This window comes from Microbacterium sp. NPDC087592, from assembly GCF_044743585.1.
In the GTDB taxonomy this organism is placed as follows: domain Bacteria; phylum Actinomycetota; class Actinomycetes; order Actinomycetales; family Microbacteriaceae; genus Microbacterium.
On the sequence record NZ_JBIUWT010000001.1, the window covers coordinates 2,137,301 to 2,150,977 of the forward strand.

Annotated in this window: 11 protein-coding genes; 7 read left to right on the plus strand and 4 right to left on the minus strand. The window is 68.8% G+C overall.

Going from position 1 to position 13,677, the window contains the following annotated elements:
- Nucleotides 1–78 precede the first annotated feature (78 nt).
- The 7 genes from ACIOTO_RS10155 to moaA all read left to right on the plus strand — a co-directional run bounded on the left by ACIOTO_RS10155 (nt 79) and on the right by moaA (nt 10,746).
- Nucleotides 79–1,389, plus strand: a complete 1,311-nt coding sequence (locus tag ACIOTO_RS10155; RefSeq protein ID WP_400857688.1) for an MFS transporter — start codon at nt 79–81, stop codon at nt 1,387–1,389.
- 23 nt (nt 1,390–1,412) lie between these two features.
- The gene (locus tag ACIOTO_RS10160) at nt 1,413–5,159 is read left to right on the plus strand and encodes a nitrate reductase subunit alpha (RefSeq protein WP_400857689.1); all 3,747 of its coding nucleotides are present in this window, start codon (nt 1,413–1,415) and stop codon (nt 5,157–5,159) included.
- Nucleotides 5,159–6,844, plus strand: coding sequence for a nitrate reductase subunit beta (gene narH, locus ACIOTO_RS10165; protein ID WP_400857690.1), 1,686 nt, complete (start codon nt 5,159–5,161; stop codon nt 6,842–6,844). The genes ACIOTO_RS10160 and narH overlap by 1 nt, the downstream gene beginning before the upstream one ends.
- Entirely contained in the window at nt 6,841–7,545 is a 705-nt protein-coding gene (gene narJ, locus ACIOTO_RS10170; RefSeq protein WP_400857691.1) for a nitrate reductase molybdenum cofactor assembly chaperone, read from the plus strand. Before narH ends, narJ begins: the two co-directional genes overlap by 4 nt.
- The gene (gene narI, locus ACIOTO_RS10175) at nt 7,542–8,300 is read left to right on the plus strand and encodes a respiratory nitrate reductase subunit gamma (RefSeq protein ID WP_029262431.1); all 759 of its coding nucleotides are present in this window, start codon (nt 7,542–7,544) and stop codon (nt 8,298–8,300) included. Before narJ ends, narI begins: the two co-directional genes overlap by 4 nt.
- 21 nt (nt 8,301–8,321) lie before the next feature.
- Nucleotides 8,322–9,626: a nitrate/nitrite transporter gene (locus ACIOTO_RS10180; protein WP_400857693.1), complete on the plus strand. Its 1,305-nt coding sequence runs from the start codon at nt 8,322–8,324 to the stop codon at nt 9,624–9,626.
- 103 nt (nt 9,627–9,729) lie between these two features.
- Entirely contained in the window at nt 9,730–10,746 is a 1,017-nt protein-coding gene (moaA, locus tag ACIOTO_RS10185; RefSeq protein WP_400858083.1) for a GTP 3',8-cyclase MoaA, read from the plus strand.
- 39 nt (nt 10,747–10,785) lie between these two features.
- Here moaA and ACIOTO_RS10190 read toward each other — a convergent pair whose 3' ends face one another.
- The 4 genes from ACIOTO_RS10190 to ACIOTO_RS10205 are packed head-to-tail and all read right to left on the minus strand — an operon-like array spanning nt 10,786 to nt 13,533.
- A complete protein-coding gene (locus ACIOTO_RS10190; protein ID WP_400857694.1) occupies nt 10,786–11,520 on the minus strand; it encodes an ATP-binding cassette domain-containing protein in 735 nt (244 codons plus the stop codon).
- Nucleotides 11,517–12,326 (minus strand): ABC transporter permease, encoded by an 810-nt coding sequence (locus ACIOTO_RS10195; RefSeq protein ID WP_262001580.1) that lies wholly within the window; start codon nt 12,324–12,326, stop codon nt 11,517–11,519. The genes ACIOTO_RS10190 and ACIOTO_RS10195 overlap by 4 nt, the downstream gene beginning before the upstream one ends.
- Nucleotides 12,327–12,376: 50 nt before the next feature.
- Nucleotides 12,377–13,147, minus strand: a complete 771-nt coding sequence (gene modA / locus ACIOTO_RS10200) for a molybdate ABC transporter substrate-binding protein (protein ID WP_400857695.1) — start codon at nt 13,145–13,147, stop codon at nt 12,377–12,379.
- The gene (locus ACIOTO_RS10205) at nt 13,144–13,533 is read right to left on the minus strand and encodes a molybdopterin-binding protein (protein WP_400857696.1); all 390 of its coding nucleotides are present in this window, start codon (nt 13,531–13,533) and stop codon (nt 13,144–13,146) included. The genes modA and ACIOTO_RS10205 overlap by 4 nt, the downstream gene beginning before the upstream one ends.
- Nucleotides 13,534–13,677: the final 144 nt, after the last annotated feature.

Consider the following 13,677-nt stretch of genomic DNA (forward strand, 5'->3'; position numbering starts at 1 on the left):
CGGCTCGCGACCTGATCCGACACCGCCCGCGATACTGGATGTAACACGTTACATGCGTGTTCTGAAGGGATCGTGCACGTGAAATCCGGGGAAGCACTCGCCAAGGACCTGTCCAACTGGAATCCGGAAGACGATGCCACGTGGGACAGATCCCTCGCCTGGCGCACGCTCTGGATCACGACCTACTCGCTGCTGCTCGGCTTCGCGACCTGGTACCTGGTCAGCGCGATCGCCCCACGGCTGAACGCCATCGGCTTCGACCTCGACCAGGGGCAGCTCTACTGGCTGGCGGCGATCCCCGGTCTGGCCGGCGGTCTCCTCCGCTTCGCCTTCATGTTCCTCCCGCCCATCGTGGGCACCAGGGCGCTGGTGGGATGGAGCTCGCTCCTGCTCGCCCTCCCCATGCTCGGGTGGACGCTCGCGGTGCGCGACACGTCGACGCCCTACGCAGTGCTCCTGGCGCTGGCCTTCGCGGCGGGGATCGGCGGCGGCGTCTTCTCGGGCTACATGCCCTCGACCAGCTACTTCTTCCCGAAGCGCATGCAGGGCACGGCGCTCGGACTCCAGGCCGGCATCGGCAACTTCGGCATCGGCGTCGTCCAGGTGCTGGTTCCGTGGGTGATCGGTTTCGGGCTCCTGGGCACCTGGTTCCTCGACCCGCAGTCCACGGTCGACGGCGGTGCGAACATGTGGCTGCACAACGGCGGCCTCGTCCTGATCCCCTGGGCGGTGCTGGCGAGCATCCTCGCCTTCGTCTTCCTCCGGCGCGTTCCGGTGCAGGCGAACTTCCGGGAGCAGCTCGACATCTTCCGCCTGAAGCACACGTGGATCATGACCGCGATCTACATGATGACCTTCGGTGCCTATGCGGGGCTCGCGGCGCAGATGGGACTCATCATCGTCAACGTCTACGGCGGGTTCGAGAACGCGCCGGACCCGCTCGCCTACATGTGGATCGGTCCGGCACTCGGGGCCCTCGTGCGCGCAGTCGCCGGCCCGCTGTGCGACCGGTTCGGCGGGGCGCCGTTCACGTTCATCTCGGGCATCGGCATGACGGCCGGGACCATCATCACGCTGTTCTTCCTCGCGCCGACGGACGTGAACGAGTTCGGGGGATTCATGGCCGGAATGATCACGATCTTCTTCTTCGCCGGCCTGGGCAATGCGGGCACGTTCAAGCAGATGCCGATGCTGTTCCCGAAGCGCCAGGCGGGCGGCGTCGTGGGCTTCACCTCGGCGGTGGCGGCGTTCGGACCGTTCATCGTCGGGATGTCGTTGTCGGCCGTCGCCCCGTTCGCGTTCTTCGTGATCTGCGGCGCCTGGTGCCTGTTCTGCACGGCGCTGACCTGGTACTACTACGCGCGTCCGGGCGCGCCCGCCAAGAGCTGACCGCACGATCTGAGAGTTGCGCCATGACACCGACCACGCATGACATCCATCCGGCCACCGATGGTCCTCTCGCCGACGCGCTGCTCGGCATGGGGCGCTTCCTCCGACGCGGCGAGGTCTCGGAAGACCTCCGGTCGCTCTTCCTCGAAGGAGGCCGCTCCGGCGACGTGTTCTACCGCGACCGGTGGGCGCACGACAAGGTGGTCCGCTCGACCCACGGTGTCAACTGCACCGGCTCCTGCTCGTGGAAGGTGTATGTCAAGGACGGCATCATCACGTGGGAGGCGCAGCAGACCGATTACCCGTCGGTCGGTCCGGACTCGCCGGAGTACGAGCCGCGCGGTTGTCCGCGTGGCGCGGCCTTCAGCTGGTACACCTACTCGCCTACCCGCGTGCGCTACCCCTACATCCGCGACACGCTCGCCGAACTGTATCGCGCCGCGAAAGCGCAGCACGGCGACCCCGTGACGGCCTGGGCGTCGATCGTCGACGATCCCGAGGCATCGCGGTCCTACAAGAGCGCGCGCGGCAAGGGCGGGCTCGTGCGCACCACCTGGGACGAGGCGCTCGAGATCGCTGCGGCGGCTCATGTGCACACGGTGAAGACCTACGGCCCCGACCGCGTCGCGGGCTTCTCTCCGATCCCGGCGATGTCGATGGTGTCGCACGGCGCCGGTGCCCGGTTCCTCAACCTGCTCGGCGGGTCGATCCTGTCTTTCTACGACTGGTACGCGGATCTGCCCGTCGCGAGCCCTCAGGTCTTCGGCGACCAGACCGACGTGCCCGAGTCCGCCGACTGGTGGAACGCGGGCTACCTGATCATGTGGGGCTCGAACGTGCCGGTCACGCGAACGCCGGATGCGCACTTCATGGCCGAAGCCCGCTACCGCGGTCAGAAGGTCGTCACGGTCTCGCCGGACTACACCGACAACACGAAGTTCGCCGACGAGTGGGTCGCGCCGCACCCCGGGACGGATGCGGCGCTGGCATTGGCGATGGGCCATGTCATCCTCACCGAGCACTTCGTGCACAAGCGCACCGAGCGTTTCGAGGACTACATGCGCCGGTTCACGGATGCCCCGTATCTGGTGACGCTCGAGCGGCACGGTGAGCAGCTCGTCGCCGGCAAGTTCCTCACCGCGAGCGACCTGGGTGGCGCCGAGGCGGCTACCGCCCGCGCGGACTTCAAGACCGTGCTCCTCGACGAGCACGGCGACGCCGTCGTGCCGAACGGGTCGCTCGGACACCGGTTCACGCCCGAGGACGAGGGGAAGTGGAACCTCGACCTCGAGGGCGTCGAACCTCCGCTCTCCATCGCCGACCTCGCCTCGTGGGATGGAGCGGCCGCCGAGGTCGCCCTTCCTCGGTTCGACCTCCCGCCCGAGGCCGGTGCCGAGCATGCGGGCGGTTCCGGTGTCGTCGTCCGGGGCGTGCCGACCCGCGAAGTCGCCGGAAAGCTGGTGACGACCGTGTTCGACCTCATGCTCGCGCAGTACGGCGTGGGTCGCGACGGCATCCCCGGTCACTGGCCGACCGGCTACGACGACCCGACGTCTCCGGGCACACCGGCGTGGCAGGAGGAGATCACCGCCGTGCCCGCCGAGCAGGCGCTGCGCATCGGTCGGGAGTTCGCCGACAACGCCGAACGCTCCGGGGGTCGATCCATGATCCTGATGGGGGCCGGGACGAACCACTGGTTCCACTCCGACACGATCTACCGCACGTTCCTGGCGCTGACGACGATGACGGGGTGCCAGGGCGTCAACGGCGGAGGGTGGGCGCACTACGTCGGTCAGGAGAAGGTGCGGCCCATCACCGGGTACTCGCAGTACGCGACCGCCGGCGACTGGAACCGCCCACCCCGGCAGATGATCGGCACAGCCTTCTGGTACCTCGCGACCGACCAGTGGCGCTACGACGGGCTGCCCGCGGATCAGCTCTCCTCTCCGCTCGCCCGCGGGGCCTTCGCCGGCCGCACGACGGCCGACTGCCTGGTCGAGTCGGTCAAGCGCGGATGGATGCCGAGCTACCCGACCTTCTCCCGGAATCCGCTCGACCTGTGCGACGAGGCCGAAGCCGCGGGCAAGGAGCCCGCGCAGCACATCGTCGACTCGCTGAACGACGGATCGCTGCACTACGCCGTCGAAGACCCGGACGCACCGGAGAACTTCCCCCGCGTCGTGTCGGTGTGGCGGGCGAACATCCTCGGGTCGTCGGGCAAGGGCAACGAGTACTTCCTCAAGCACCTGCTCGGGACGGACTCGGCCATCCGCGCTTCCGAGACGGAGGAAGGCTCTCGTCCGCGCGACATCGTGTGGCGGGAGGACGCACCGGTCGGCAAGCTCGATCTGCTCATGACGGCCGACTTCCGCATGACCTCGACGACGCTGTTCTCCGACCTCGTCTTCCCCGCGGCGACCTGGTACGAGAAGTACGACCTGTCGTCGACTGACATGCATCCGTTCCTGCACTCGTTCAACCCGGCCATCAACCCGCCGTGGCAGACGAAGACGGACTACGACCTGTTCGGCGAGCTCGCCGAGCGATTCAGTGAGCTCTGCGAGGGGCATCTGGGTGTGCGCCGCGACATCGTGGCCTCCCCGCTGCAGCACGACACCCCCGACGTGATGGCGTACGCGCACGGCGTGGTCCCGCAGGACGCGCCTCTCGTGCCGGGCGTGACGATGACGAAGCTCATCCCCGTCGAACGCGACTATCCCGCGCTCGCCGCGCGCTGGAAGTCGCTCGGACCGCTCACCGCGAAGCTGGGCATGACGACGAAGGCGATCACCTACCGGCCCGACAAGGAGATCGCGTCACTGGCGCAGTCCAACGGGGTGTTCCCGTCCGGGCCGGCCGCCGGACGTGTGAGGCTCGACACGGACAAGCGCGTGTGCGAGATGATCCTGGCGTTCTCCGGAACGAGCAACGGCCGGCTGGCGGTGCAGGGGTTCCGCGAACTCGAGAAGCGCACCGGACAGCAGATGGCCTTCCTCGCCGAAGAGGAGGAGGGCAAGCGCATCACGTTCGCCGACGTTCAGGTGCAGCCGCGAAGCGTTATCACCTCGCCGGAGTGGTCGGGATCGGAGCACGGTGGGCGGCGGTACACGGCCTTCGCGATCAACGTCGAGCATCTGAAGCCGTGGCACACCCTGACCGGGCGCCAGCATTTCTATCTCGACCACGACTGGATGGAGGAGCTCGGCGAGAACCTGCCGACGTTCCGGCCGCCGCTGGACATGCACCGGCTGTTCGACGACCCGAAGGTCGGCGCGACCGGGCGGAGCACCCAACGAGGTGCGACGGGCCAGGCCGAGGTCGCGGTGCGGTATCTGACTCCGCACTCCAAGTGGTCCATCCACTCGGAGTACCAGGACAACCTCTTCATGCTGTCGCTGTCGCGGGGAGGTCCCACCATCTGGATGAGCCCGCAGGACGCCGACAAGATCGGCGTGCGCGACAACGACTGGATCGAGTCGTACAACCGCAACGGCGTCGTCGTCGCGCGGGCGAACGTCTCGCACCGGATGCCGGAGGGCACGGTGTACATGTACCACGCGAAGGATCGCACGGTGGATGTGCCGATCGCCGAGACGAGCGGTCAGCGCGGAGGTATCCACAACTCCCTAACGCGCATCCTGCTCAAACCCAGTCACCTGATCGGGGGCTACGCGCAGTTGGCGTGGGCGTTCAACTACCTCGGCCCGACGGGGAATCAGCGAGATGAGATCACGACGATCCGTCGTCGTGACCAGGAGGTCGAGTACTGATGAAGGTCATGGCGCAGATGTCGATGGTGATGAACCTCGACAAGTGCATCGGGTGTCACACCTGCTCGGTCACATGCAAGCAGGCCTGGACCAATCGCACCGGTGTGGAATACGTCTGGTTCAACAACGTCGAGACCCGCCCCGGCGTCGGCTACCCCCGCAGCTATGAGGACCAGGAGCGCTGGGGCGGCGGGTGGACGCGCACGAAGCGGGGGCGCCTCAAGCTGCGCAGCGGCGGTCGTCTGGCGAAGCTGGCACGCATCTTCTCCAACCCGAAGCTCCCCGAGATCCACGACTACTACGAGCCGTGGACCTACGACTACGACATGCTCATCAACGCGCCGAAGGGTGCGCAGGTGCCGGTCGCTCGGCCGAAGAGCCTCCTCACCGGCGAGAACATGAAGATCTCGTGGTCGGCGAACTGGGACGACGACCTCGGCGGCTCGATGGAGACCATGCAGGACGACCCGATCCTCCAGAAGATGAGCGAGCAGGTCGAGGCGGAGTTCTCGAAGGCGTTCATGTTCTACCTGCCGCGCATCTGCGAGCACTGCCTCAACCCGTCGTGCGTCGCCTCCTGTCCCTCGGGCGCGATGTACAAGCGTGCGGAAGACGGGATCGTCCTCGTCGACCAGGACCAGTGCCGCGGATGGCGGATGTGCGTGTCCGGCTGCCCGTACAAGAAGGTCTACTTCAATCACAAGACGGGCAAGGCCGAGAAATGCACGATGTGCTACCCGCGCATCGAGGTCGGCCTGCCGACGGTGTGCTCCGAGACCTGCGTGGGGCGCCTCCGTTACCTCGGGCTCGTGCTCTACGACGCGGACCGCGTGGCAGAGGCGGCGAGTGTGGAGGACGACAAGGCGCTCCTCGCGGCGCAGCGCAGCATCCTGCTGGATCCGAACGATCCGGCCGTGATCGAGCAGGCGCGACGGGACGGCATCCAGGAGGACTGGATCGAGGCCGCCCAGCGCAGCCCGATCTGGCGGCTGATCCAGGAGTACGAGGTGGCGCTGCCGCTGCACCCCGAGTACCGGACGATGCCGATGGTCTGGTACATCCCGCCGCTCTCGCCCGTCGTGGACGTGATCTCGGGTTCCGGCAACGACGGCGAAGACGCGCGCACGCTGTTCGCGGCCATCGACAAGCTCCGGATCCCGCTCGGCTACCTCGCCGAGCTCTTCAGCGCGGGGGAGAGAGGGCCGGTCGAGCATGCGCTCCGGCGGCTCGCGGCGATGCGCTCCTACATGCGCGGGGTCAGCATCGACGATGTCCGCGATGAGCGCATCGCCAAGGCGGTCGGGATGACGGGCGAAGAGGTCGAGGCCATGTACCGCCTGCTGGCGATCGCGAAGTACGAACATCGATACGTCATCCCCTCGGCCCATGCGGAGCAGGCGCACTCGCTGGAGGAGATGGCCTGCTCGCTCGACTTCGACGGCGGGCCCGGCATGGGCGGGGCGGGGCCGTTCGGACTCTCCAGCGGCCAATCCGTTCCCGTCGCTGTGGAGAACTTCCACATGCTGGCCGATCGGCAGAGCGCGGACCGGCCTTCGACGCCCGGCCGCGTGAACCTCCTCAACTGGGATGGCAACGGCGGCACGGATGGGCTGTTCCCTCCGCAGTCGACAGGGCCCGTGCGCACGACGGGCAAGGGCGATCCCGACGGAGGGGACGAGTCATGAGCACGATCCTGCCGCGCGTGACCCCGCGGCGCGAGCTGCCGACGGAGATCGCCCCGGTGGCGCTCTCCGCCGATCGGCGCGCGACCGCGCACATGATCGCGTCGCTGCTGCTCGACTATCCCGACGATGCCTGGTTCGCCCGGCTCCCGCTCCTGCAGGAGCGTGCGGCCGCTCTGCCCACACCGATCGCGGAAGCGCTGACGGGGTTCATCGCGGCTGCGACAGCCGCGGGCACGACCGAGTGGCAGCGACGGTACGTGGTCACGTTCGACCTCAAGCGCAAATGCAGTCTCTACCTGAGCTACTACGCCACGGGGGACACCCGTAAACGAGGGACAGCGCTCGTCACGTTCCTCGAGGCCTATCGTGCGGCGGGGTGGGAGTTCGACGCGCAGGAGCTGCCGGACTATCTGCCGGCCGTGCTGGAGTTCTCGGCCCTGAGTGATTCGCCGATCGCGGAGGCACTCATCGCCTCGCACCGGGAGGGGATCGAGGTGCTGCGGGCCGCCCTCGAGGCGATGGGCAGCGAATGGGCCGCCGTGGTGCGTGCGATCACGCTGTCGCTTCCGCCCGTCGACGCCCGCACCCGGGAACGATTCCTCGCGCTCGTGAGCGAGGGGCCTCCCACCGAGACCGTCGGGCTGAGCTTCCTCGGTAACCTCGCGCCCTTCGCGCCGGTGTCGCAGCGAGGAGAGTCATGAACGCGGCGGGCTTCATCCTCTGGGTGGCGATCCCGTACGCGGCGATCGCCGTCTTCATCGTCGGCCACATCTGGCGCTACCGGTACGACAAGTTCGGCTGGACGACGCGTTCCACTCAGACATATGAGAACCGGCTTCTCCGTTGGGGATCTCCGATGTTCCACCTGGGCATCCTCATGGTCATCGCGGGACATGTGGTCGGGCTTCTCATCCCGCGCGAATGGCTCTACGCGATCGGCATCTCCGAGGAGATCTACCACTTCGGCGCGACGTCGCTCGGAACGATCGCCGCGATCCTGACGCTCGCCGGGCTGGCGATCCTCATCTACCGGCGGCGGACGGTCGGGCCCGTCTTCCTCGCCACCACGGCGATGGACAAGGTGATGTACGTGTTCCTCGGGGCGACGCTCGGCTTCGGCACCCTCGCGACGGTGGTGTTCCAGGTGTTCGGCTCCGGCTTCCACTATCGCGAGACGATCTCGCCGTGGATCCGGTCGATCCTCTTCTTCCAGCCGCAGCCCGAACTCATGACCGACGTGCCGCTGCTCTTCCAGATCCATGTCGTCACGGCTTTCGCGCTCTTCGCACTGTGGCCGTTCACGCGTCTCGTGCACGTGTTCTCGGCACCGGTCGGGTACCTGTTCCGCCCCTACATCGTGTACCGGTCCCGTGACGACCAGCGCGGTGCGCGGCAGGTGCGCCGCGGCTGGGACCCCGTGCAGGCACCGGATCCCGACAAGCTCCGCAAGCTCTAGGCCTCGGAAGGGACCACTGCTGTGTCTGTCACCCCGCGTCCGGGTGCTGTGAGCGTCCTGACGCTCTCCACCATCGCCTTCACGCTGATGTTCGCCGTCTGGCTGATGTTCGGCATCCTCGGCATCCCGATCCGAGACGAGTTCGGGCTGTCCGATGTGCAGCTCTCCTGGCTCACCGCGGTCGCGGTGCTCAACGGATCGATCTGGCGGTTGCCGGCCGGCATCATCACCGACCGTTTCGGTGGGCGTCGGGTGTTCGCCGTCATGCTGCTGGCCGCCGCGGTGCCGACGTTCCTCGTCTCGTTCGCCCAGGACTACGGGATCCTCCTCGTGCTCGCGTTCTTCGTCGGCATCGCCGGGAACTCGTTCAGCGCCGGTGTCTCGTGGAACAACGCCTGGTGGCCCGATGCGCGGAAGGGGTTCGCCCTCGGCGTGTTCGGTGCGGGCAACGTCGGGGCGTCGGTGACGAAGCTCATCGGCCCGGGGCTCATCGCGGCGACGGCGGGCTCCACCTACCTCGGCTGGATCGTGGGCGGATGGCGACTCGTGCCCGTGCTGTACGCCGTGCTCCTGGTGATCATGGCGGTGCTGGTGTGGGTCCTCGCGCCCCGTCCCGATCTGCTCCCAGGGCAAGGGCGGTCGCTGCGCTCACAGCTGCGACCGCTGAAGCATCTGCGCGTCTGGCGCTTCAGCCTCTACTACGTGGCCGTCTTCGGCGCGTACGTCGCCCTCTCGGCCTGGCTTCCGCTGTACTACGTCGACAACTACGGTCTGGATCTGGCGGTGGCTGCGCTCCTGACGGCGAGCTTCATCTTCCCGGCCTCGCTGCTTCGTCCGCTGGGCGGGTGGTTCTCCGATCGGTTCGGGGCGCGACGCGTCATGTACGCGACGTTCACCGTGATGCTGGCGGTGCTCTTCTTCCTGTCGCTGCCCTCGGGACACCTGGTCGTGCAGACCGTCGACGGGTCGGCGACGGCGCTGCCGTTCACGATGCCGCTCGCGGCCTTCGCGTCGTTGGTCTTCGTGCTCGGATGCGCGATGGGGGTGGGTAAGGCCGCCGTGTACAAGCACATTCCCGACTACTTCCCCGCCGATGTCGGCTCGGTCGGCGGGCTCGTGGGCATGCTCGGTGGTCTCGGCGGTTTCATCCTCCCGCCGGTCTTCGCCTACACCCTGGCGCTCACGGGGCTTCCGACCAGCACCTTCGCGATCCTCTTCGTCCTGACCGCGGCGTGCGCCGTATGGATGCATCTGACGGTATGGCGGATGCTGCACACGCACGCCCCGCAGCTCGCGGGCCGCCTCGAGTCCGGGGAGCTCGCGTGAGCAGGCGGCGTACGCTCGGAAGAACATCACTCCGTCCACGAAGGGAGGGGCCATGAGCGCGATCCCGGTGCAGATCGGCCGTCGCGTTCCCGTCGTGCCCGAGATGCGCGCCGACGGGCCCCTGGTCGACACGCACGGTCGTGTCCATCGCGACCTTCGGATCTCGCTCACCGATCGCTGTTCGTTGCGCTGCACCTACTGCATGCCGGAGCAGGGGAACGAATGGCTCGCGCGCGAGTCGATCCTCTCGGTCGACGAGATCGTGCAGGTCGCCCGCGTCGCCGCTGCCGCCGGCATCACCACGTTCCGGCTCACCGGCGGGGAGCCGTTGCTGCGGCGCGACATCGTCGAGGTGGTGCGACGCCTCAGCGCGATCGAGTCCGTCGACGGGCCGGTGCAGGTGGCGATGACGACGAACGGCATCCGTCTCGACGACGCGCTGGACGACCTGATCGCGGCCGGGCTGCAGCGTCTCAACATCTCGATCGACACCGTGCGGCCCGAGCGGTTCGCCGCGTTGACCCGTCGCGACCGGCTCGATGATGTGCGCCGCGGTATCGAAGCGGCGGCCGCATCGGACCTTCGTCCACTCAAGCTGAACGCGGTCGCCATGCGGGGGGTGAACGACGACGAGCTCTGCGACCTCGTCGACTTCGCGATCGCGCACGGTGCCGAGATGCGCTTCATCGAGCAGATGCCCCTCGACGCGGGGCATGAGTGGGATCGCGGCACGATGGTGACGCGAGACGAGATCCTCGCCGCGCTCTCGCAGCGGTGGGAGCTGTCCGAGATGCCGGGCCGAGGGGGTGCGCCGGCCGAGCGGTGGCTGCTGGACGGCGAGCACACGGTCGGCGTGATCGCGTCGGTGACGGCCCCGTTCTGCGGAGACTGCGACCGCCTGCGGCTCACGGCCGACGGACAGTTGCGCAACTGCCTGTTCTCCGCCGATGAGTTCGACCTCCTCCCGGTCCTGCGCGCGGACCGGCTTGGGGTCGGCGACTCCGACGCGGCGATCGACGCTGTGCTCCGCGGATGCGTGTGGGCGAAGCTCCCCGGTCACGCCATCAACGACCCCTCATTCCTGCAGCCCGCACGCGGGATGAACGCCATCGGCGGCTGATCGCCTGAGGGTGAGTGGTGTCGGGCTCGGACTGCGAGGTCAGCGTGCCGAGTCGGCGACGGCCGCGGCGAAGGGAGTCGCCGGGGAAGCGAGCACCTCGGCGACGGCGGCATCCTGAACGATGCGCCCGGCCTGCACGATCACCAGCCGCTCCGCGAGAGCCTGGGCGTCGAGGATGCCGTGGGAGACGAGGATCGTCGTGGTGGCTCCGCGCTGTTCGCGCACGACCTCGCGCAGCTGGGCCGCGGCCTCGACGTCGAGCGAGGTGAACGGCTCGTCGAGCAGCAGCAGCCGCGGCGAGGCGGCGAGGGCTCGGGCGAGGGCGATGCGCTGGCGCTGTCCGCCGGAGAGCTCGTCGGGGCTGCGGGTGCCGTACTCGGCGAGGCCGATGCGGTCCAGCCACTCGGCCGCGAGCCGGGTGGACTCGTCCCTGGTGCGACCGCCGACCTGGGCGGCGAACGCGATGTTCTCTGCCGCGGTCATGTGCGGGAACAGCAGGGCGTCCTGCCCGAGCAGGCCGATCGCACGGCGTGACGGCGGCGTGTGCTGCCGCGGTCCGGAGAGGCGGATCCCATCGAGGTCGACGTGCCCCTCGTCGAGTCGCACGAGCCCCGAGATCGCCTCGAGGAGAGAGGTCTTGCCGGCACCGCTCGGGCCCATGATCGCGACGAACTCGCCCGCGGCGACGCGGAGCGCGGCATCGAGACCCGCATGCCGCACGATGACGTGAGCGTCGAGGGCGCCCTGGTCGAGCGAGCCGACGTCGCCGGTCATCGGAGGGCCCCCGGCCGCCACGCCCGCACGAGCAGCAACACGGCGACGGCCGTGCCCAGCAGCAGGATCGACAGGGCCACCGCCGTCTCGCGGCCGGCACCGGCCCCGTTGAAGGCGGTGTAGATCGCGAGCGGCATGGTCTGCGTCACGCCGGGGGCATTGCCGGCGAACAAGGCTGTGGCCCCGAACTCGCCGATGGCGCGGGCGAAGCAGAGGATCACCCCGACCACGATGCCGGGCGCGGCGAGGGGCAGCGTGACCCGCCACAGCACCGTGCTCGGCGAGGCCCCGAGTGTGGCAGCGGTGCGCTCGTATCGGCTCCCCGTGCTGCGGATCGTCCCCTCGACCGCGAGCACCAGGAACGGCAGCGCCACGAACGCCTGCGCGAGCACCACGGCCGCCGGCGTGAACGGGATGCCGGTGCCGAACCACGCGGCGATGACGCCCCCGAGTGGACTGGAACGGCCGAGGAGGAACAGCAGGGCGACCCCGCCCACCATCGGCGGGAGCACGAGTGGCACCGCGACGAGAGCTCGCAGCAGGGCGGAGGTGCGCGGTCCCGAGCGGGCGATCAGCAGGGCGAGCGGGAGGCCGAGCACGATGCACAGCGCGGTCGCGGCGAGCCCGGTGGTGAGTGAGAGGCGGAGGGCGTCCAGTGCCACCGTGGAGGTGATGTCCGTCCAGAAGGTCGACCAGGACGCGCGCGTGAGAAGGGCGACCAGCGGCAGCGCGAGCAGGAGGATACCGAGCACGGCGGGCGCGACCAGGAGGAACGGGGGCGCTGCGCCCGTGTCGACCCGTCGCATCCTCGTCATGCTCGTCCTCGTCATGCTCCGCCGTGCGGGCCGATCCCCGATCACGGTGCGCCGAAGCCGTGGTCGGCGAGGATCCGGCGGCCGACCGGCCCCCGCACGAACTCGGTGAATGCTCTTCCGGCATCCGTGGCTCCGTCGAGTGCGACGATCGGGTAGCGGTTCACGACCTCGTCGCTGCCCTCCGGAGCGAAGCTCTCGACGTCTTCGCCCACCACATCGGTTGCATAGACCAGACCGGCGTCCGCTTCGCCGGCGACGATCTTCTGCAGGACCGCGGAGACGTTCTGCTCGAGGCTCGCCGCCGTGACCGAGACGCCGGCGGCGTCGAGCAGCGTCTGCGACGCCGCCCCGCAGGGCACCTCGGGCGCACACAGCACGGTGGTCGCGTCTGCGAGGTCGGCGAGAGAGGTGATGCCGGCGGGGTTTCCTGCGGGGAGCGCAACCACGAGGGTGTTCGTCGCGAACGGCTCCGGGGCGTCGGCGAGTCCGGTGTCGATGAGCGTCTGCATCGTGCGTTCGTCGGCGGTGGCGAGGACATCGGCGTGTGCGCCCTCGGCGAGCTGGGTCACGAGCACACTCGACCCGTCGTAGACGATCGGAGCCACGTCGACCGCCGGATGCTCCGCGGTGAAGGCCGCGGCGATCTCGTCGAAGACCGGGCTCAGCGAGGCCGCGGCGAAGACGGTGACCTCGCCGGTGAGCTCGCCATCGGCGGGGGAGGGCGACGGATCGGCGGAGGAGACGGCAGCGCAGCCGCCCAGCAGCAGGGCGAGGACCAGCGCTGCCGACCCGGTGAGGAGCCGGTGGTTCACCGTGGCGTCTCCACGATCACGGTGGTGGCCTTGATCACCGCGACGGCGAGAGACCCCGGCTGCAGATCGAGCTCGCGTACGGCCTCGGCCGAGAGCAGGGACACGAATCGATGCGGACCCGCCTGGATGTCGACCTGTGCCATGACGCCGTCGATCTGCACGCGGGTGACGAGTCCGGTGAAGCGGTTGCGGGCGCTGGAGGGCACATCGCCCGGAGTGGGTGGCGCGGCGGCGAGGGCGACCGCGTGCTGGGCAAGAGCCTCGCCGGGGATGCGGGCGGGACTGTCGGCGGTGACCGGCAGTGCGTCCTGGTCGATCCACCGTCGCACCGTGTCGTCGCTCACCCCGAGCAGCCGTGCGGCTTCGGCGATGCGATAGGTGGTCACAGACCGAGCCTAAAGGCGCGAGTTCCGCAGATCCAGGCCATCTGCCGTGCATATTCCGCATCCGCGGAGATCTGCCGCATCATCGGTCCTTCGGCGGGGGATTTCTCCGGCGCTCGGAGGCCCCGCTGCCACGCGGCCCGGGGT

Excerpts from the sequence above, each read along its gene's own strand:
- ACIOTO_RS10160 (WP_400857689.1), top strand. The coding sequence starts at position 1,413 with ATGACACCGACCACGCATGACATCCATCCGGCCACCGATGGTCCTCTC.
- narH (WP_400857690.1), top strand. The coding sequence starts at position 5,159 with ATGAAGGTCATGGCGCAGATGTCGATGGTGATGAACCTCGACAAGTGC.
- narJ (WP_400857691.1), top strand. The coding sequence starts at position 6,841 with ATGAGCACGATCCTGCCGCGCGTGACCCCGCGGCGCGAGCTGCCGACG.
- narI (WP_029262431.1), top strand. The coding sequence starts at position 7,542 with ATGAACGCGGCGGGCTTCATCCTCTGGGTGGCGATCCCGTACGCGGCG.
- moaA (WP_400858083.1), top strand. The coding sequence starts at position 9,730 with ATGCGCGCCGACGGGCCCCTGGTCGACACGCACGGTCGTGTCCATCGC.
- ACIOTO_RS10190 (WP_400857694.1), bottom strand. The coding sequence starts at position 11,520 with ATGACCGGCGACGTCGGCTCGCTCGACCAGGGCGCCCTCGACGCTCAC.
- ACIOTO_RS10195 (WP_262001580.1), bottom strand. The coding sequence starts at position 12,326 with ATGCGACGGGTCGACACGGGCGCAGCGCCCCCGTTCCTCCTGGTCGCG.